At 73.6% G+C, this 16,197-nt stretch carries 18 protein-coding genes and 1 pseudogene; 16 read left to right on the top strand and 3 right to left on the bottom strand.

The features are described 5' to 3' along the window. From GT045_RS22765 to GT045_RS22755, 3 genes are all read left to right on the top strand, one after another. Positions 1 to 1,098: hypothetical protein (locus tag GT045_RS22765; protein WP_161335267.1), on the top strand; the 1,098-nt coding region annotated here is incomplete at its 5' end. 105 nt (positions 1,099 to 1,203) lie between these two features. Next, complete coding sequence (gene htpX, locus GT045_RS22760; RefSeq protein WP_161335266.1) at positions 1,204 to 2,124, top strand: zinc metalloprotease HtpX; 921 nt, start codon at positions 1,204 to 1,206, stop codon at positions 2,122 to 2,124. Positions 2,125 to 2,127: 3 nt separating this feature from the next. Beyond that, complete coding sequence (locus GT045_RS22755; protein WP_161335265.1) at positions 2,128 to 2,712, top strand: hypothetical protein; 585 nt, start codon at positions 2,128 to 2,130, stop codon at positions 2,710 to 2,712. A gap of 19 nt (positions 2,713 to 2,731) precedes the next feature. On the opposite strand, the gene GT045_RS22750 is transcribed toward GT045_RS22755, so the two are convergent. Continuing rightward, the gene (locus tag GT045_RS22750; protein WP_161335264.1) at positions 2,732 to 3,004 is read right to left on the bottom strand and encodes a hypothetical protein; all 273 of its coding nucleotides are present in this window, start codon (positions 3,002 to 3,004) and stop codon (positions 2,732 to 2,734) included. Positions 3,005 to 3,143: 139 nt separating this feature from the next. On the opposite strand from GT045_RS22750, the gene GT045_RS22745 reads away from it, so the two are divergent. Further along, entirely contained in the window at positions 3,144 to 3,914 is a 771-nt protein-coding gene (locus tag GT045_RS22745; RefSeq protein ID WP_237538794.1) for an alpha/beta fold hydrolase, read from the top strand. A 17-nt stretch (positions 3,915 to 3,931) separates the two neighbouring features. Continuing rightward, a complete protein-coding gene (locus tag GT045_RS22740; protein ID WP_161297863.1) occupies positions 3,932 to 5,125 on the top strand; it encodes a winged helix DNA-binding domain-containing protein in 1,194 nt (397 codons plus the stop codon). Positions 5,126 to 5,176: 51 nt separating this feature from the next. Here the strand turns inward: GT045_RS22740 and GT045_RS22735 are convergent, their stop codons facing one another. Next, positions 5,177 to 5,491 carry a hypothetical protein gene (locus GT045_RS22735; RefSeq protein WP_161297864.1) on the bottom strand — a complete coding sequence of 105 codons (315 nt, stop codon included), beginning with the start codon at positions 5,489 to 5,491 and terminating at the stop codon, positions 5,177 to 5,179. 220 nt (positions 5,492 to 5,711) lie between these two features. Here GT045_RS22735 and GT045_RS22730 point away from each other — a divergent pair, with 220 nt between their 5' ends. From GT045_RS22730 to GT045_RS22695, 9 genes are all read left to right on the top strand, one after another. Then, complete coding sequence (locus tag GT045_RS22730) at positions 5,712 to 6,080, top strand: ArsC/Spx/MgsR family protein (protein WP_161335262.1); 369 nt, start codon at positions 5,712 to 5,714, stop codon at positions 6,078 to 6,080. A 119-nt stretch (positions 6,081 to 6,199) separates the two neighbouring features. Then, positions 6,200 to 6,976, top strand: a complete 777-nt coding sequence (locus GT045_RS22725; protein WP_161335261.1) for a hypothetical protein — start codon at positions 6,200 to 6,202, stop codon at positions 6,974 to 6,976. A 310-nt stretch (positions 6,977 to 7,286) separates the two neighbouring features. Then, on the top strand, positions 7,287 to 8,318 hold the full coding sequence (gene glnII, locus GT045_RS22720; protein WP_161287047.1) for a glutamine synthetase: 1,032 nt from the start codon (positions 7,287 to 7,289) through the stop codon (positions 8,316 to 8,318). A gap of 241 nt (positions 8,319 to 8,559) precedes the next feature. Continuing rightward, positions 8,560 to 8,682: a hypothetical protein gene (locus GT045_RS40510; protein ID WP_272921367.1), complete on the top strand. Its 123-nt coding sequence runs from the start codon at positions 8,560 to 8,562 to the stop codon at positions 8,680 to 8,682. Between the two features lie 119 nt (positions 8,683 to 8,801). Continuing rightward, positions 8,802 to 9,374 (top strand): winged helix-turn-helix domain-containing protein, encoded by a 573-nt coding sequence (locus GT045_RS22715; RefSeq protein WP_161287048.1) that lies wholly within the window; start codon positions 8,802 to 8,804, stop codon positions 9,372 to 9,374. A 65-nt stretch (positions 9,375 to 9,439) separates the two neighbouring features. After that, positions 9,440 to 10,486 (top strand): NAD-dependent epimerase/dehydratase family protein, encoded by a 1,047-nt coding sequence (locus tag GT045_RS22710; protein WP_202528752.1) that lies wholly within the window; start codon positions 9,440 to 9,442, stop codon positions 10,484 to 10,486. A 31-nt stretch (positions 10,487 to 10,517) separates the two neighbouring features. After that, the gene (locus GT045_RS22705; protein WP_161335260.1) at positions 10,518 to 11,792 is read left to right on the top strand and encodes a sensor histidine kinase; all 1,275 of its coding nucleotides are present in this window, start codon (positions 10,518 to 10,520) and stop codon (positions 11,790 to 11,792) included. Next, the gene (locus GT045_RS22700; protein WP_161297227.1) at positions 11,777 to 12,430 is read left to right on the top strand and encodes a response regulator transcription factor; all 654 of its coding nucleotides are present in this window, start codon (positions 11,777 to 11,779) and stop codon (positions 12,428 to 12,430) included. The genes GT045_RS22705 and GT045_RS22700 overlap by 16 nt, the downstream gene beginning before the upstream one ends. Positions 12,431 to 12,565: 135 nt before the next feature. Further along, positions 12,566 to 14,143 carry a DUF1996 domain-containing protein gene (locus GT045_RS22695; protein WP_161335259.1) on the top strand — a complete coding sequence of 526 codons (1,578 nt, stop codon included), beginning with the start codon at positions 12,566 to 12,568 and terminating at the stop codon, positions 14,141 to 14,143. Between the two features lie 107 nt (positions 14,144 to 14,250). Here the strand turns inward: GT045_RS22695 and GT045_RS22690 are convergent, their stop codons facing one another. Then, positions 14,251 to 14,643: a hypothetical protein gene (locus GT045_RS22690; protein WP_202516423.1), complete on the bottom strand. Its 393-nt coding sequence runs from the start codon at positions 14,641 to 14,643 to the stop codon at positions 14,251 to 14,253. Positions 14,644 to 14,740: 97 nt separating this feature from the next. Here GT045_RS22690 and GT045_RS22685 point away from each other — a divergent pair, with 97 nt between their 5' ends. Together GT045_RS22685 and GT045_RS22680 are read left to right on the top strand one after the other, a co-directional pair. After that, positions 14,741 to 15,268, top strand: coding sequence for a tetratricopeptide repeat protein (locus tag GT045_RS22685; protein WP_161297234.1), 528 nt, complete (start codon positions 14,741 to 14,743; stop codon positions 15,266 to 15,268). A 49-nt stretch (positions 15,269 to 15,317) separates the two neighbouring features. Further along, positions 15,318 to 16,197: pseudogene (locus GT045_RS22680) on the top strand (hypothetical protein); the annotation flags it as partial.

Below are 16,197 nucleotides of genomic sequence, written 5' to 3'. Positions count from 1 at the left end.
CGGCCGGAGCTGCTCGCCCTGGTGGCCGTGCGGTGCGCCGACTGGGCGGAGCCGGTGCGGGCGCGGGCCCGCGAGCAGCTCAGCGCGGAGCTGGACGCGGCGGCGGCCGTACGGCTCGCCCCGCTGATCCTGCGCCTCGGCGGCCGGCGGCGCGGCGGCTTCGCCCTCGGCCTGCTCCGTGACGTACTGCGCCGGGCGCCCCGGGAGCGGATGAGCCCGCTGCTCGCCTCCGGGGACCGTGCGGTACGCCGGCTCGGGTACGGCCTGGCCCTCGAGCGGGGCCTGCTCTCCGCCGTGGAACTGGCCCGCGCCGCCGCCCGGGACGACGACACCGTCGTACGGGCACGCTGCGCGGACGCCGCGCTCGCCGCGGTGACCCGGGACGACGCACCGCAGGTGCTGGACGCCCTGCTCGGCGCCCGCAACCCGCTAGCCAGGTCGGCGGGCGTGACCGCGCTGCGGCGGCTGGACCAGGCGGACAGGGCCGTGGACTTCCTCACCGACCGCGCGGCACTGGTGCGGGCCTGCGCCCGGTACGTCCTGCGGCAGCACGGCACCGATCCGCTGCCCTGGTACCGGACACGCTGCGCCGACCCGGCCGACCCGGCGCTGCCCCCCGGTGCGGCGATCGGGCTCGCGGAGTGCGGTCGGCGGGCGGACGCCGCCCTGCTGTGGCCGCTGCTGGACCACCCGGCACCCGGCGTGCGGGCGCGTGCGGCGGCGGGGCTGCGGGCCCTGGACGTGACGGACGTGCAGCGGATGCGGCGGCTGCTGGACGATCCGGCGCCCGGCGTCGTCCGTGAGGCCACGCTCGCCCTGCTGCCGTCGGCCGACGCGCTGCCGGTGCGGTGGCTGCTGCGGCGACTGGACCCGGCCCGGCCCCCGTGGGAGCGGCTGTCGGCATGGCGGCTGCTCGGTGCGCACGGGGAGGACGTACGGCTGCGGGCGGCCGTGGCCCTCCTCGGTGATCCCGGTGAGCCGCTGCGTGCGCGGGCGCTGCCGGTGGTGCGGGGCGCGCTGCGGTGGGGTGCGGTGCGGGGCCGGTCGGAGCCGGCGTTCGCCGAGCTGCTCGCGCGGGGCCGCGCCCTGCTGGAGTGATCCGGGCTCTTTTGCCGCTCCTGGGGGCGTTCGGGACCGCTTCATGGCGATCGGCAGGTGCACACTGGACAGCGGGACGAGTGCCTGACTGCGGGGTGATGCAAGATGCAGAGCCGGTTCCGGAGCGATCGGCGGCTGACCGTGCGCATGGGTCTGACGCTGTTCCTGCTCGGGCTGCTGTACGTGGGCTTCGTCGCCGCCCTGATCGTGCTGCTGAAGTCCTGGTTGCTGGTGGTCGTCCTGATCGGCGCGCTGTTCGTGGCGCAGTTCTGGTTCTCCGACAGGATCGCCATGTTCGCCATGCACGGCCGGGTGGTGGAGCGGGAGGAGTATCCCGAGCTGCACGCGGTCGTCGACCGGCTGTGCGCGATCGCCGACATGCCCAAACCGGTGGTCGCCGTGTCCCGGATGGACATGCCGAACGCGTTCGCGACCGGCCGCAGCCCCGACCACGCCGTGGTCTGCGTGACCACCGGGCTGCTGCGCCGGCTGGAGCCGGCCGAGCTGGAGGGCGTGCTCGCGCACGAGCTGTCGCACGTGGCGCACAAGGACGTCGCCGTGATCACGATCGCGTCCTTCCTCGGGGTGATCGCCGGCCTGATCGTGCGGTTCGCCCTCTACTCGCAGATCCTCGGCGGGGGCCGCAGGGACCAGAACACCGCCGCCGTCTTCGCCGTCGTGCTGGGTGTCTCGGCGGCCGTGTACACGATCAGCTTCCTGCTGATCCGGGCGCTGTCCCGGTACCGGGAGCTGGCGGCGGACCGGGCGGCGGCGCTCCTGACCGGCCGGCCCTCGGCGCTGGCGGCGGCGCTCACCAAGGTCTCCGGGGAGATCGCCCGGATCCCCACCAAGGACCTGCGTACGGCGCAGGCGTTCAACGCGTTCTACTTCACCCCGGCCACCGGCAAGGAGCCCGGGATCGAGCGGTTCTTCTCCACGCACCCGAGCCTGGAGCAGCGGCTGGAGCAGCTGGGCCGGATCTCGGCCGAGCTGGGCGAGGCCGCCGCCCCCGGGAAGGCCGGGTGACCGGTGGGGCTGCTGGACATCCTGCTGGGCCGTACCAAGCCGGTCGCACCCGATCTGGACCGGCTGTTCGCGCTGCCGTCGGCGGCGGTGACGCTGGAGGCGGCGGCCGGCTTCACCCCGGCCGGCACCGGCGCGGTGTGCTTCGCCACGGTGGAGGGCGCGGCCTTCGAGCAGCTCCACCGTGAGGTGCAGGCGCTGCTGGACGCGGACAGCGACCGCACGGGCCCGCCGGTGGAACTCAGCCGGGACGGGTACGGCTACTCCTGGCTGGTCTCCCGGCGCTCCCCCGACCAGCTGCCCCAGCTGGTCAACGACCTGCACGCGGTGAACAGCTCCCTGGAGTCGGCCGGGTTCGGACCACAACTGCTGTGCTCCCTGACCTCCTTCACCGACGCCGCCGGCCGCGGTCTGGCGCTGGTCTACCTCTACAAGCGCGGCACGTTCTATCCGTTCGCCCCGCTGCCCGGGGCCGCCGAGCGACGGGACACCGCGCTGGAACTGCAGCTGAAGGCGGTGCTCGGTGCCGACCTGCCGGTCGAGCAGGATCTGGGCCGCTGGTTCCCGGTGTGGGGTGCCCCCGGGCTGTGACGGCCCGGGGGCGTGCCGGTCAGCGGGTCTTGCCCTGGTTCTGCCGGCGGGTCTCGAAGGGCCGCTCACGGCGGTAGCGGCGCTCCCACCTGGCCTGTCGGTCCCGGCGTTCCCGGTAGGCCCGGTAGCTTTCGGGCGGGGTGCCGGGGGCGGCGGGCGGGGCCGTACCGGGTGAGCCACGCCCCAGCGCCGCGTACAGGTACAGCAGCGCGACGGCCGCGAGCCACCAGAGATGGTCGCCGATGCCGAGGATCACCAGGACGAGGGTCCCGGTCGCGAGAATGCCACGCATGACGGACCTCCATGGGTGACGTGGGGTGAGGGGCGCGAGGCCGTGTCCGTGCCGACGCGTTCGCTCAGCGTAGGAAGGCTGTGACCGCCCGTGCATCCCGTTTTCCGGCTCGCGGGGCGGCCGTGAGTGAATGGCCCGCATGGACGAACTCACCGTATTCGCGCACCCGTACGACGGCGAACGGCTCAGCGGGGCGATCGCCGGACCCGCCGGACGGGCCACGGCAGTGCTGTTGCACGGCGCGGGCAACGGCAGCAAGGAACGCCTCCTTCCGTTCCTCGCCGACTTCGCCGCCCAGGGCTGCCGGGCCCTGGCGTTCGACTTCTCCGGACACGGCGAGAGCAGCGGCGCGCTCGCCGAGCTGAGCCTGCGCCGCCGCTTCGAGCAGGCGGTGGCGGTGCTCGACACACTCGCCCCGGCGGACGACCCGCTGGTGCTGGTGGGCTTCAGCATGAGCGGCCAGACGGTCGCGGACCTGGCAGGGCACTACGGCCCGCGGGTGGCGGCGGTGGGCCTGTGCGCGCCCGCCGTCTACGCGCCCGAGGCGTGGGAGGTGCCGTTCGGCACCGGCGACGGCCGCTTCTCCGAGCTGATCCGCACCCCGGACAGCTGGCGGCGCTCCCCCGCCCTGGAGGCGCTCCGGTCCTACCGGGGCCGGTCGGTGCTGGCGGTCCCCGGCCGCGACACGATCATCCCGCCGGAGGTGACGCGGGCCGTGCAGGAGGCGCTGTCGGCCGACGGCCGGCTGACCCGCCTCGAACTCCCGGACGCGGACCACTTCCTGGGCCTGTGGTTCCGCGACCACGCCGAGGACCGGCGGGCGTTCGTGACGGCGCTGCTGGACGGGCCGCTCACGGCGCAGGCACCGGCTGTCAGCGGCATGGGCGACCATGGCGGCAGGGCATCGTGAAGCGTGGGGAGGCCGGGATGACGGACGGACGGCGGCACATCGGCGTGGCGGAGCGGCGGGCCCGGCTGGGCCTGCGGCACCGCCTCGCGGGTACGGCGCGGGCGGCTACGCCCGAGGAGGTCGCGGCCTCCCTGGTGGCCCTGCACGGCACCGACCCGGCGACGGTGCACCTGGCGGTGGCCGCCCGGCTGGCGGACCCCGCGAAGGCGGTGACGGAGACGGAGCGCGCGCTGTACGAGGACGGCACGCTGGTGCGGATGCACGGCATGCGGCACACGGTGTTCGTGTTCCCCACGGAGCTGACGGCCGTCGTCCACGCCTCCACGGGCCTGGCGGTGGCCGCCCGTGAGCGGGCGAGCCTGGTCAAGGACATGGCGAGCGCGGGAGCACCGGACGCCGCCTGGCTGGCCGAGGTGGAGGCGGCGACGCTCGCCGCGCTGGCCCGGCGCGGCCAGGCGACGGCCGCGGAGCTGGCGGCGGACGAGCCGCGGCTGCGCGAGCAGTTCGTATACGCGGCCGGCAGGAGTTACGAGGGCGTCCACACGGTCTCGACGCGTCTGCTGCGGGTGCTCGGTGTGGAGGGCAAGGTGGTCCGGGGCCGGCCGCTCGGCTCCTGGACGTCCAGCCAGTTCCGCTGGGCACCGGCGCCGCCCCATCCCGAACTGGACGTGGCCGGCGCCCAGGCCGCGCTGCTCGGCCGCTGGCTGCGGGCGTGCGGCCCGGCGACCGAGGCGGACCTGAAGTGGTGGACCGGCTGGCGGGTGACGGAGGTGCGCCGGGCGCTGTCCGCGTCCGGCGCCGAGGAGGTCGCGCTGGACGAGGGCACGGGGTACGTCGCCGAGGGGGACGCGGCGCCGGTGGCGGCTCCCGGTGAACCCTGGGCGGCGCTGCTGCCCGCCCTTGATCCGACGGCCATGGCCTGGCAGGGGCGCGACTGGTACCTGGACCCGGCGCTGCGTCCGCTGCTCTTCGACCGCAGCGGCAACGTGGGTCCGACGGTGTGGTGGAACGGCCGGGTGGTGGGCGGCTGGGCCCAGCGGGCGGACGGCGAGATCGTCTGGCGGATCTTGCCGGAGAGCGTCCGCCGGGAGGCCGCGGCCGAGGTCGAGGCGGGCGTCGCGGCGGAGGCCGGGCGGCTTGGCGGCCTGCTCGGGGCGACCCGGATCACCCCGCGCTTCCGGACACCGCTGGAGCGGGAGCTGACGGCGTGACGGTGCCGGGTGCCCCGCGCCGGACGGCGGGCACCCGGCACCCCGGCTCCCTCAGCGCGCGTAGCGCATCAGCGCCCGCACCATGTGGCAGGTCGTGTCGGACGGCGGCCGCATCCCGATCCGCTCGGCGGTGCCGCGGATCGTCTCGTTCCGGGCCTGGTTCGGCAGGTAGATCCCGGAGTCGAGCAGGGCTATCGCCAGGCGCATGGCCTTCAGACGCCGGTTGTGCGAGACGTACCACTCGCGCGGCCGTCCGGCCGGCAGCGGGAGCTTCGCCACGGGCTCGTAGGGCGAGTCGAACAGCACGGGTCGCCGGGCGGTGGACTGGGTGGGCAACGGCTTCGGCTGCAGAGCGGCAGCGGGCACGGGCATCCTCCTGTCGCGGTCGGGGCGGACACCGGAAGGCCCGGCTCCCACCCTCGAACACTGCTTCCAGTCTACCGGGGGGCACTGACAGTCGGGGGGCCTCCAGTGCGGGTAAATGCACTGGTGAGATGCGGAATTGGCGCTCCGTCACAGCGGGGAAGGATGAGGCTGCCGAGGCGCCCTGAATTCGAACAACGGGAGTACCGCGTACCGTGTCCGCATGGAGATCTGGATCAATCCCGCCTGTTCCAAGTGCCGCAGCGCGATCAGCCTGCTGGACGCCGAGGGGGCCGAGTACACCGTCCGTCGGTACCTGGAGGACGTGCCGGACACGGACGAGATCAGGGCCGTACTCGACCGGCTGGGCCTGGAACCGTGGGACATCACCCGCACCGGGGAGGCGGTCGCCGGGGAACTGGGGCTGAAGGAGTGGCCCCGGGACGAGAGCGCCCGGGACCGGTGGATCGCCGCGCTCGCCGGGCACCCCACGCTGATCCAGCGGCCGATCATCACCGCCGACGACGGCACGGCGCTGGTGGCCCGCAGCGAGGACGCCGTGCACGAGGCCATCTCCCGGCGCACGGACTGACCGAGCGTCAGATCGGTTGTGGCGCAGGTTACTTCGGTGCGCCGCGTGACCGCTGAGTAATCCCGGACGGCATCCCGTACATAGCGACGTACGCTCCCCTACCTCTGCAGGAGGCGCGCATGTCGCGCAGGAGAACTCTCGGCACGAAGAAGAAGATCGCGCTGCTCGTCAGCGCCGCGGCGGTGGCGGGCGGCGGGGCCTTCGCCCTCGCGGCCACCTCGAACGCCGCGCAGAGCCCGCAGAACGCCCGGACGCTGTCCGCGGACTCGACCGCCTGCCAGGGGCTGGCCACCGCCCTCGGCAACAACCAGAAGTTCATCGAGGGCCAGAAGGCGAACCCGGACGCGCAGTCGGCGGCCCGTATCGCCAACCGCGAGGCGGTCATCCGCCAGATCGAGGTCCAGCAGAAGGCGGCCGGCTGCACCGTCGGGGAGTCGGCTCAGGACTCCCAGTCGGGGCAGGGCGGCGCCGGACAGCAGGGCGCCGGACAGCAGGGCTCGGGACAGCAGGGCGCCGGACAGCAGGGCTCGGGACAGCAGGGCGCCGGACAGCAGGGTGCCGGACAGCAGACGGGCGGGGCCCAGCAGAGCGCGCAGCCGCCGCAGTCCGGCGCCGCCGGAGCCGGTGACGGCGGTGCGGCGGCGGCCGGCCGGCAGGTCTGCAAGGGCTCGACCGTCACGCTCTCCGGCGAGGGCGGCGCCCCGGCCGCGTCCAGTGGCCAGTTCCCGGCGGGGACGACCCTGAAGGTCACCAACCTGGACAACGGCAAGGCCACCACGGTGAAGGTGACGTCCGTCTCCGGCAGCTGCGTGCTGCTCAACAACGCCGCCTTCGAACAGGTGCGGGAGCCGGGCAAGTTCCTCATCCGGCGCGCGGTGATCGAGAAGGTGGGGTGAGACCGGGCGGTTCGGCAGGAGACCCGTGAGGCGGCGGGCCGCCGCCTCACGGGAGGGAAGGTGCCGCCGACCCGCGGCCACGGGCGGCCGCACCGGCCGCGCCGCCGGGCGCCCATACCGCGCCCGGCGGCGCCCGGCCATGTGACCCGCGGCACAGAACGCCCAGGTAACACGGGGTTCACATACGGGCAACGGCCGGGAAACGGCCTGTTGACAGGCTGCCCGGCAGTTCGAGCGGCGCACCGGTGCCGCAGCGCCGCGGCACCCGCGAAGCCGGGTACGCCGACCCACCCCGAAGGATGTGGCCCCCGTGACCTTCAAGGCTGAGTACATCTGGATCGACGGCACCGCGCCGACGGCCAAGCTCCGCTCCAAGACGAAGATCATCACGGACGCCTTCACCGGTCTCGGCTCGCTGCCCCTGTGGGGCTTCGACGGCTCCTCCACCAACCAGGCCGAGGGGCACTCCTCGGACTGCGTGCTCAGGCCCGTCTTCACCTGCCCGGACCCGATCCGCGGCGGTGACGACATCCTGGTCCTGTGCGAGGTCCTGGACACCGACCTGACCCCGCACCCGTCCAACACGCGGGCCGCGCTGGCCGAGGTCGCCGAGCGGTTCGCCGCGCAGGAGCCGATCTTCGGCATCGAGCAGGAGTACACGTTCTTCGACGGCTCCCGCCCGCTGGGCTTCCCCGAGAACGGCTTCCCCGCCCCGCAGGGCGGCTACTACTGCGGCGTCGGCGCCGACGAGATCTTCGGCCGTGACGTCGTCGAGGCCCACCTGGACAACTGCCTGAAGGCCGGTCTCGGCCTCTCCGGCATCAACGCCGAGGTCATGCCCGGCCAGTGGGAGTTCCAGGTCGGCCCGCTCGCCCCGCTGGAGGTCTCCGACCAGATGTGGGTGGCCCGCTGGCTGCTCTACCGCACCGCCGAGGACTTCGGCGTCTCCGCGACCCTGGACCCCAAGCCGGTCAAGGGCGACTGGAACGGCGCCGGCGCGCACACCAACTTCTCCACCCGGGCCATGCGCGAGGGCTACGACGCGATCATCACCGCGTGCGAGTCGCTCGGCGAGGGCTCCAAGCCGCTGGACCACGTCAAGAACTACGGCGCCGGCATCGACGAGCGCCTGACGGGCCTGCACGAGACCGCCCCGTGGGACAAGTACTCCTACGGCGTGTCCGACCGCGGCGCCTCGGTGCGCATCCCGTGGCAGGTCGAGAAGGACGGCAAGGGCTACATCGAGGACCGCCGGCCGAACGCCAACGTCGACCCGTACGTGGTGACCCGCCTGCTGGTGGACACCTGCTGCGCCGCCCTGGAGAAGGCCGGCCAGGTCTGACCCGCCCAGCGCCACCGAGGGGCGTCCGCCGGCACGGCGGGCGCCCCTCAGGCATGCCCGGGAAGCGGCCGGTGTCCGTATGGTGAGACGGACTTTCGGCCACGGCCACGCCTTCACACACCCCTGACCAGGCCCGAAAGCCAGGATGCCGGGTGGGGGCAACATCGATTTCACGTCAGGGAAGCGTCCAAGCAGTGAGAGGAGACTCCTGCCCGCCGCGCGCCTCTGCTTCAATATGCCCATGGCCGGCTTCCAGCAGATCACCGCGACGGGTCGCGACGACCTCGAGCCGTTCTGGCCTTCCCGTCAGCACCACGACTTCGACCGTGTGTGTTGCCGCGCGATGAACGCGCGGGCCCTCTAAAGCCGTACACCCCGGCCTTCGGCCAGCGCGAAACGACGTACGTCCTCCGGCGCGCCCGACCACGAATCGCGGCCGTCGCCCTGCCCGACGAACTCCTCGCGCGAAAGAGCTGACCTCACATGGCGACCACTCGTACCCTCTCCACCGCCACCCTGCCCACCCCCGCCCCGGCCGCGCGGCACCGGTTGCGCGCCGTCGACCGGGACGAGGTGGCGGACGTCACCGATCTCCTCCCGCCCGGGGCCACCTGGCTGCCCGCACCGCAGCACACCCTGCCCACCCTGCCGGGCCAGCCGCCGATGGTCGGCTACCTGGTGCTGGTCCCGGCCGACCAGCGGCCCCCGTTCCTGCCGGTGGCGGTCCCGGACCGGCCGGAGAGCGGGACCGGCACCGGCTCCGACCCGCTGGTGCGGATCGACTCCGTGCGGCGCGCCGCCAGCGTCGACGGCGAGGAACTCGACCTCACCTACCTGGAGTTCGAGCTGCTGGCCCACCTGGTGGCCCATCCGCACCGGGTGCACACCCGCGACCAGCTGGTCACCACGGTGTGGGGCTACGGCCACGTCGGCGACGGCCGCACCGTCGACGTCCACATCGCGCGGCTGCGCCGCAAGCTGGGTGCCCAGCACCGCCAGTCGATCCAGACGGTGCGCCGGGTCGGCTACAAGTACACCCCGCCGACCGGCCGCTGAACCCCCGCTCTGCCCTCAGCCGAGTCCCGTACCCGTGGGCGCCCCCGGCGGGCAGCATCACCCGCATGAGACTTCTGGTGCTGGGTGGAACCGAGTTCGTGGGCCGCGCCGTCGTGGAGGCCGCGCTGGGACGCGGCTGGGAGGTGACCGTCTTCCACCGGGGACGGCACCGGCCCCCGCCCGGTGTGCGGTCGCTGCACGGCGACCGCACGGCGCCCGGCGGTCTCGCCGCGCTCGCGGCGGACGGCGGTGCCTGGGACGCCGTGGTGGACACCTGGTCGGCGGCCCCGCGTGCCGTGCACGAGGCGGCCCGGCTGCTCAGCGGCCGGGCCGGACGGTACGTGTACGTCTCCAGCCGGTCGGTGTACGCCTGGCCGGTGCCCGCGGGAGCCGGCGAGGACGCCCCGCTGGTCGAGGGCGCAGCCGCCGACGCCGCCGCGAGCGACTACGCCCGGGACAAGCGGGGCGGGGAGCTGGCCGCCGTGGCGGCCTTCGGCACCGGGGGCTCGCTGCTGGTGCGGGCCGGGCTGATCCTCGGACCGTACGAGAACGTCGGCCGGCTGCCCTGGTGGCTGACCCGGATCGCCCGGGGCGGCCCGGTCCTGGCACCCGGGCCGCGCGAGCTGGCCGTGCAGCTCATCGACGTGCGCGATCTCGCGGCGTGGCTCCTCACCGCGGTGGAGCGGGAGTTGGGCGGGCCCTTCGACCTGGTCGGGCCGCCCGGCCACACCACCATGGGCGAACTGCTCGAAGCCTGCGTACGGGTCACCGGCGCGGACGCCGGACTGCGCTGGTACGAGCCGGAGGTGATCCTGGACGCCGGGATCGCGCCGTGGACGGAGCTGCCCGTGTGGGTGCCGCCGGGCGGCGAGGCGTACGACGCCATGCACCGGGCGGACGTGTCGCGGGCGCTGGCGACGGGACTGGTGTGCCGGCCGGTGGACGAGACCGTCGCGGACACCTGGCGGTGGCTGACGGGGATCGGCGGCGTGGCTCCCCGGCGACCGGACCGGACCGGCGCGGGGCTGGATCCCGGGGTGGAGGCGCGGGTGCTGGCCGGGGGCGGGGGTGTAGCCGGCACCACCCCCGCAGAGGGGGCCTCGGACGACTGACTCGCGCCCGGGCGTCGGCAAGACTTGCCGCATGAACACCGACATGACGAGGAACGACTTCCGCACGGTGGCCAGGGAGGCCCTGCTGGCCGCCGTGCAGGGCCTGGTGCTGGCCATCGTGGTACTGCCCTGCGGCCTGGCGTTCGTCGTACTGACCCTCGTCTCCCTCGCCTTCGTCCCGCTCGGCATCGGGCTCCTCACGACTCCGGCGGTCCTGACCGGCGTACGGGCCCTGGCGGACACCCGCAGGAAGCTCGCGGCGCAGTGGTGCGGCATACACGTCCCGGCCGTGTACCAGCCGCTGCCCCGGGGCGGGAGCCCGTGGACACGCACGTTCGTCCTGCTGCGGGACCCGCAGGTCCGGCGGGACCTGCTCTGGCTGCCGGTGGACATGACCGCCGGCTTCGTCACCGCGCTGCTCCCGGCGCTGGTGGTGTTCTATCCGCTCCAGGGGATCATGCTGGCCGCGGGCCTGTGGCGGGCGTACGTGCCCGCCACGGGCGAGAGCACCTGGTACCTCTTCGTGCCGGTCTCCGGCCAGGGGACCGCGTTCCTCGCGGCCGTGCTCGGCGTCGCGATCCTCGCCGTCGGCTGGCGCCGCACACCGCGCCTGCTGGCCGCGCACTTCCGGCTGACCCGGGCCGTGCTCGGCGGCGACGCGGAACTCGCCGAGCGCGTCCGGGTGCTGACCGAGACCCGGCGGGACGCCGTGGACACCTCCGCCGCCGAACTGCGCCGGATCGAGCGGGACCTGCACGACGGCGCGCAGGCCCGGCTGGTCGCCATGGGCATGGACCTCGGCACCGTCGAGATGCTGGTCGAACGGGATCCGGCGCAGGCGAAGAAGCTGATCGCCCAGGCCCGCCGGAACTCCGCCGAGGCCCTGGAGGAACTGCGCGACCTGGTCCGCGGCATCCATCCGCCGGTCCTCGCCGAGCGCGGCCTCGGCGACGCGGTGAGGGCGCTGGCGCTGCGGCTGCCGCTGCCCGCCGAGGTGACCGTGGAACTGCCCGGCCGCGCGGACGCGCCCGTGGAGTCGGCCGCCTACTTCGCGGTCAGCGAGGTGCTGACCAACGCCGTCAAGCACGCCGGCGCCGACCGGATCTGGATCGACGTGCACCACGCCGACGGCCGGCTGCGGGTCACCGTCACCGACAACGGCAGGGGCGGTGCGGTGATCGGCGCGGGATCGGGCCTCGCCGGCGTCGAGCGCCGGCTCGGTACATTCGACGGCGTCCTGGCCGTCAGCAGCCCCGCCGCCGGCCCCACCATGGTGACCATGGAGATCCCGTGCGCGTTGTCCTAGCCGAAGACCTCTTCCTGCTGCGGGACGGGCTGGTGAGGATGCTGGAGGCCTTCGGCTTCGAGATCGCCGCCGCCGTCGGGTCCGGCCCCGAACTCACCCGGGCGCTCGCGGAGCTGCGGCCCGACGTGGCCGTGGTCGACGTGCGGCTGCCGCCCACGCACACCGACGAGGGCCTGCAGTGCGCGCTCGCCGCCCGCCGGACCCGGCCCGGGCTGCCGGTGCTGGTCCTCTCCCAGCACGTGGAGCAGCTGTACGCGCGCGAACTGCTCGCCGACGGCGACGGCGGCATCGGCTATCTGCTGAAGGACCGGGTGTTCGACGCGGAGCAGTTCATCGACGCCGTACGACGGGTGGCGGCGGGCGGTACGGCGATGGATCCGCAGGTGATCCAGCAGCTGCTGTCCCGGCGGTCGGCGGACGACCGGCCGCTGGGCCGTCTCACCCCGCGTGAGCGCGAGGTACTGGAGCTGATGGCGCAGGGCAGGTCCAACGCGGGCATCGCGGCGCAGCTGGTGGTGACGGAGCGGGCGATCGCCAAGCACACCTCCAACATCTTCGCCAAGCTCGGCCTGGAGGTCTCGGACGACGACAACCGCCGTGTGCTGGCGGTCATCGCCTACCTCGACGGTGACCGCTGACCGGCCGACTCGGTGTGTCGGCAGGGAACTTGTGGGTCCGGTGAACATCTCCGGGGCGGTGTCCGTATGAATGGGCGCCGCTTCACTCCTGTCGGGCGCCTCGATGCTGCCCCGCAAGGAAGTCAGAGGAGTTCCATGGGACGCAACACACGAAAACGCCGTACGCCGCTGGCCACCAAGGCCATTGCCGCATCGGCGGCCCTAGCGCTCGGTGGGGGCGGGCTGATCTGGGCGAACTTCTACGCCTCGGCGCACGAGTCGGACCACCAGACGTGGGGAGGCAACCAGACGAAGGCCGCGACGGCGCAGGTCGCGACCATCTCCTGCCCGGACGTCGGCCAGAAGCTGACGAACGTGCCCTACCGGGCCCGCCAGGGCGTGGCGATGGAGCTGGCGAACCTCGACAAGCAGATCACCGAGGCCTACGCCCGGCTCGCCTCGACCCGGGATGCGCAGGCCAAGGATCCGAGCTTCGTGCAGAACGCGATCGTCGGCCCCCTCAAGGACAAGCGGGCCGCGACGATCGACCGGATCCGGATCGACATCCGGCAGCGCGGCGGCTCCTTCGACGACTCGCTGAGGCAGCTCGCCGCCTGCACCACGCAGGCCGCCGACCGGACCACCGCCGGGGGCCAGAACGGCAACGGCCAGCAGCAGGGCGGCCAGCAGAACGGCGGCCAGCAGCAGGGCGACGGCGGGCAGCAGAACAACGGCGGCCAGCAGCAGGGCGGCCAGCAGGGCAACAACGGCCAGCAGCAGGGCGGCCAGCAGGGCAACGGCGGCGGGCAGGCCGGCAACGGTCCGGCCGCGGCCGACTTCGTGGACATCACCAGGGTCGCGCCGAACGTCCAGGGCAAGCCGCGCCGGCTCCGCGGGGCGTCGACGGGTACGTTCACCACGCGCTGCGGTGTGAACGCCAACAAGAACCACAACACGGACAACGTGATCGTGGCACCCGGCGTCGCCAACGGCGCGCACCACCTGCACGACTACGTCGGCAACCAGAAGGTCAACGCCTTCTCCAGCAACCAGACGTTCCTGCAGGGCGGCACCAGCTGCCAGAACCGCAGCGACCTGTCGTCGTACTACTGGCCGGTCGTGCGCGTCCAGGACGGCACCCAGGACTTCGACCAGAACGCCGACGGCGGTGGCAAGGAGGGCAACGTCGGCAAGATCCTCAACCCGGTCCAGGCCGAGATCAGTTACGTCGGCAGCCCGGCGAGCAAGGTCACCGCGATGCCGCAGTTCCTGCGCATCATCACCGGTGACGCCAAGACCACCACCAACGGTCTGGCCAACGCCAACGCGCACTGGAGCTGCACCGGCTTCGAGAACAAGGTCCAGCTGACCGAGCAGTACCCGATCTGCCCGCAGGGCAGCAAGGTGGTGCGCTCGTTCGCCTTCCAGAGCTGCTGGGACGGGCAGAACATCGACAGCGCCAACCACCGTACGCACGTCGCCTTCGCCGACCCGGCCAGCGGTGTCTGCCCGAACGGCTTCCGGGCCATTCCGCAGCTGACGATGCGGCTGGTCTACGACATCGCCCCGCCGGTCGTGCAGAACGGCCAGGTGAAGAACGCCTACGCGGTGGACGGCTTCCCCGAACAGCTGCACAAGCCGGCCACGGACCACGACGACTTCATCAGCGTCACGAAGAACGGTCTGGCCAACCAGATCGCCCGGTGCATCAACCGCGGTCAGAACTGCGCCTGACCCGGGGCAGCACCTGCCCGCACCACGGGGGCAGGACTGAAGGCCGGTGACGAACCCCCCTCCCGTCACCGGCCTTCGTCATGCCCGCGGGCCGTACCCGCGCCGCGTCACCCGCTGTGCGCGTGGTGGTCGGCGCCGACCTCCAGATCGCCGCCGAGCGTGCCGCGCAGCGCCTTGACCACCCCGTCCTCGCCGACGGCGACCCACTTGCGGCCGACCAGGTAGTGGCCGCCGTAGTCCTTCGCGTCGTTGATCCACTCGCGCTGGCCGCGGTCGGTGGCGAAGGTGGCGAGGATGAACTTCCCTTCGCCGTTGCGGCAGATGGCCTGGCGGATCTCGTCGGCGTCGGTCTGCATGTCCGGCGTGCACTTCACCTCGGCGGCCAGGCGCTCCAGGCTGCCGGTGGCCGTGGGCGGCACGGTGTCGGTGTCCCCGCCCGCGCCGCAGCCCGCCAGCGTCACGACGGCCGCGGCGCCGGTCAGCAGTCCTGTCAGTCTCATCTGTTCCTCCGGTCCTGGTGTGCCAAGCATGCCCCAGCGCCTTCGGATACGGCTCCGGCGCCCGGGACGCTCAAAACCGCTGTCCGGACGCGCACGGGTGTGCGAGGGTGAGCCGGTGAACACGAGTTGGGAAGATCGCGTGGCCGGAGCCTGGGCCAGGCTCGACGACTATCCGGAGGAGCGCGCGCACGAGTTCCGCGCACTGATCGACACCCTCGTCGCCGAGCTCGCGGACGACAGTCCGCTGGGCCTCTTCGAGCGGGCCTGCGCCTGGGACTCGACCGGGCACTCGGACAAGGCGGTGCCGCTGTACCAGGAGGCGCTGGAGCGGGGACTGAGCGAGGTCAGCCCGTACAAGGGGCGCCGGGCCAAGATCCAGCTGTCGAGTTCGCTGCGGAACGTCGGCCGGGCGGAGGAGGGCGTCAGGCTCCTCACGCCCGAACTGGTCGCTCCGTCAGACGAGTTGGACGACGCGGTGCGGGCGTGCCTCGCGCTGTGCCTGTCCAGCCTCGGCCGCGACCGCGAGGGCCTGTCCCTCGTGCTCGGCGCGCTGGCGCCTCATCTGCCGCGCTACCAGCGGTCGATGGCCAACTACGCGCGCGCCCTGGTCGAACCGGAGGCGTGAACCACTCGCCCGGCGGTGACCAACTCACGTCCGGCTCGTTCTCCCGGACGTGCAGTCACAGGATGTAGCCCAGCGTCACGCACCCGACTCCGGCCCGGTCGACGTCGAGCAGGCCGAGGCCGCCCTCGTCGAGCACTATCCCCGGCTGGTCCGGCTCGCCTACCTGGTGCTGCCGCCGGGCCTCGGCCGCAGTCGCCGCGTACTGACGGCACACGCCCTCGTCCAGCGCGCGCTGCCCCGGGGCCGCAAGCAGGCGCCCGCGATCCCGGCCCAGTCCACCGGCCGGGAGGCCGACCCCGGGTACGCCTACCTGCGCGAGCGGGTGCTGCGCACGGCCCTGGAGACGGCCCGCCCGCGCAAGGGGCCCCGGCTCGCCCAGCTGCCGCCGCTGCTCCCCCAGGTGTGGGGCCTGCGGCTGTTCCCGCGTTCGGGCGGGGCCGACGAACTCGCCCTGGACCAGCGGCTGTCCGCCCTGTCCGGGCCGGCCCGCGCCGCCTATGTCCTGCGCGACCTGGAGAAGCTGCCCGACGGCAGCGTCCGCCGGCTCCTGGAGAACGCCGGGGTGAGCGACGCCGGTGGTGCGCTGGCCTCGGCGAACAGCGTGCCCGCGCAGCCCGGACTGCTCGCCTCGGCCGAGTTCGACCCGTGCTCGCTGCAGGCCCGGCCGACCGATCTGGTGCGCCGCCGCCAGCACACCAAGGCGGCCCTCGCCGCCGCCGCGGCGCTCGCGGTGTGCGGCGCGCTGGTCGCCCTGCCGGGCGGCGGCTGGGGCCCCGACGGCGCCGCCGCGCCCGTCTACGCCGAGAACCCGGCCGCTCAGGCCGCCCTCGATCCCGGCAGGCTCGGCCGGGTCTCCCCCGCCGCCTGGCGGACCTCGGCGCGCACCGACTTCTCCGTGTGGCCCGCGCGCGGCCCGCTCACCGGCGACT

This window comes from Streptomyces sp. SID486, from assembly GCF_009865385.1.
In the GTDB taxonomy this organism is placed as follows: domain Bacteria; phylum Actinomycetota; class Actinomycetes; order Streptomycetales; family Streptomycetaceae; genus Streptomyces.
The sequence above is the reverse complement of the archived record's forward strand: the minus strand, read 5'-3'. Positions and strand labels throughout refer to the sequence as shown.

What these genes read in the sequence shown, in the direction of transcription:
- GT045_RS22710 (WP_202528752.1), top strand. Translation starts at nt 9,440, where the DNA reads ATGAGACTTCTGGTGCTGGGTGGAACCGAGTTCGTGGGCCGCGCCGTC.
- GT045_RS22730 (WP_161335262.1), top strand. Translation starts at nt 5,712, where the DNA reads ATGGAGATCTGGATCAATCCCGCCTGTTCCAAGTGCCGCAGCGCGATC.
- GT045_RS22695 (WP_161335259.1), top strand. Translation starts at nt 12,566, where the DNA reads ATGGGACGCAACACACGAAAACGCCGTACGCCGCTGGCCACCAAGGCC.
- GT045_RS22745 (WP_237538794.1), top strand. Translation starts at nt 3,144, where the DNA reads ATGGACGAACTCACCGTATTCGCGCACCCGTACGACGGCGAACGGCTC.
- htpX (WP_161335266.1), top strand. Translation starts at nt 1,204, where the DNA reads ATGCAGAGCCGGTTCCGGAGCGATCGGCGGCTGACCGTGCGCATGGGT.
- GT045_RS22690 (WP_202516423.1), bottom strand. Translation starts at nt 14,643, where the DNA reads ATGAGACTGACAGGACTGCTGACCGGCGCCGCGGCCGTCGTGACGCTG.
- GT045_RS22750 (WP_161335264.1), bottom strand. Translation starts at nt 3,004, where the DNA reads ATGCGTGGCATTCTCGCGACCGGGACCCTCGTCCTGGTGATCCTCGGC.
- GT045_RS22715 (WP_161287048.1), top strand. Translation starts at nt 8,802, where the DNA reads ATGGCGACCACTCGTACCCTCTCCACCGCCACCCTGCCCACCCCCGCC.
- GT045_RS22705 (WP_161335260.1), top strand. Translation starts at nt 10,518, where the DNA reads ATGAACACCGACATGACGAGGAACGACTTCCGCACGGTGGCCAGGGAG.
- GT045_RS40510 (WP_272921367.1), top strand. Translation starts at nt 8,560, where the DNA reads ATGGCCGGCTTCCAGCAGATCACCGCGACGGGTCGCGACGACCTCGAG.
- GT045_RS22725 (WP_161335261.1), top strand. Translation starts at nt 6,200, where the DNA reads ATGTCGCGCAGGAGAACTCTCGGCACGAAGAAGAAGATCGCGCTGCTC.
- GT045_RS22740 (WP_161297863.1), top strand. Translation starts at nt 3,932, where the DNA reads ATGACGGACGGACGGCGGCACATCGGCGTGGCGGAGCGGCGGGCCCGG.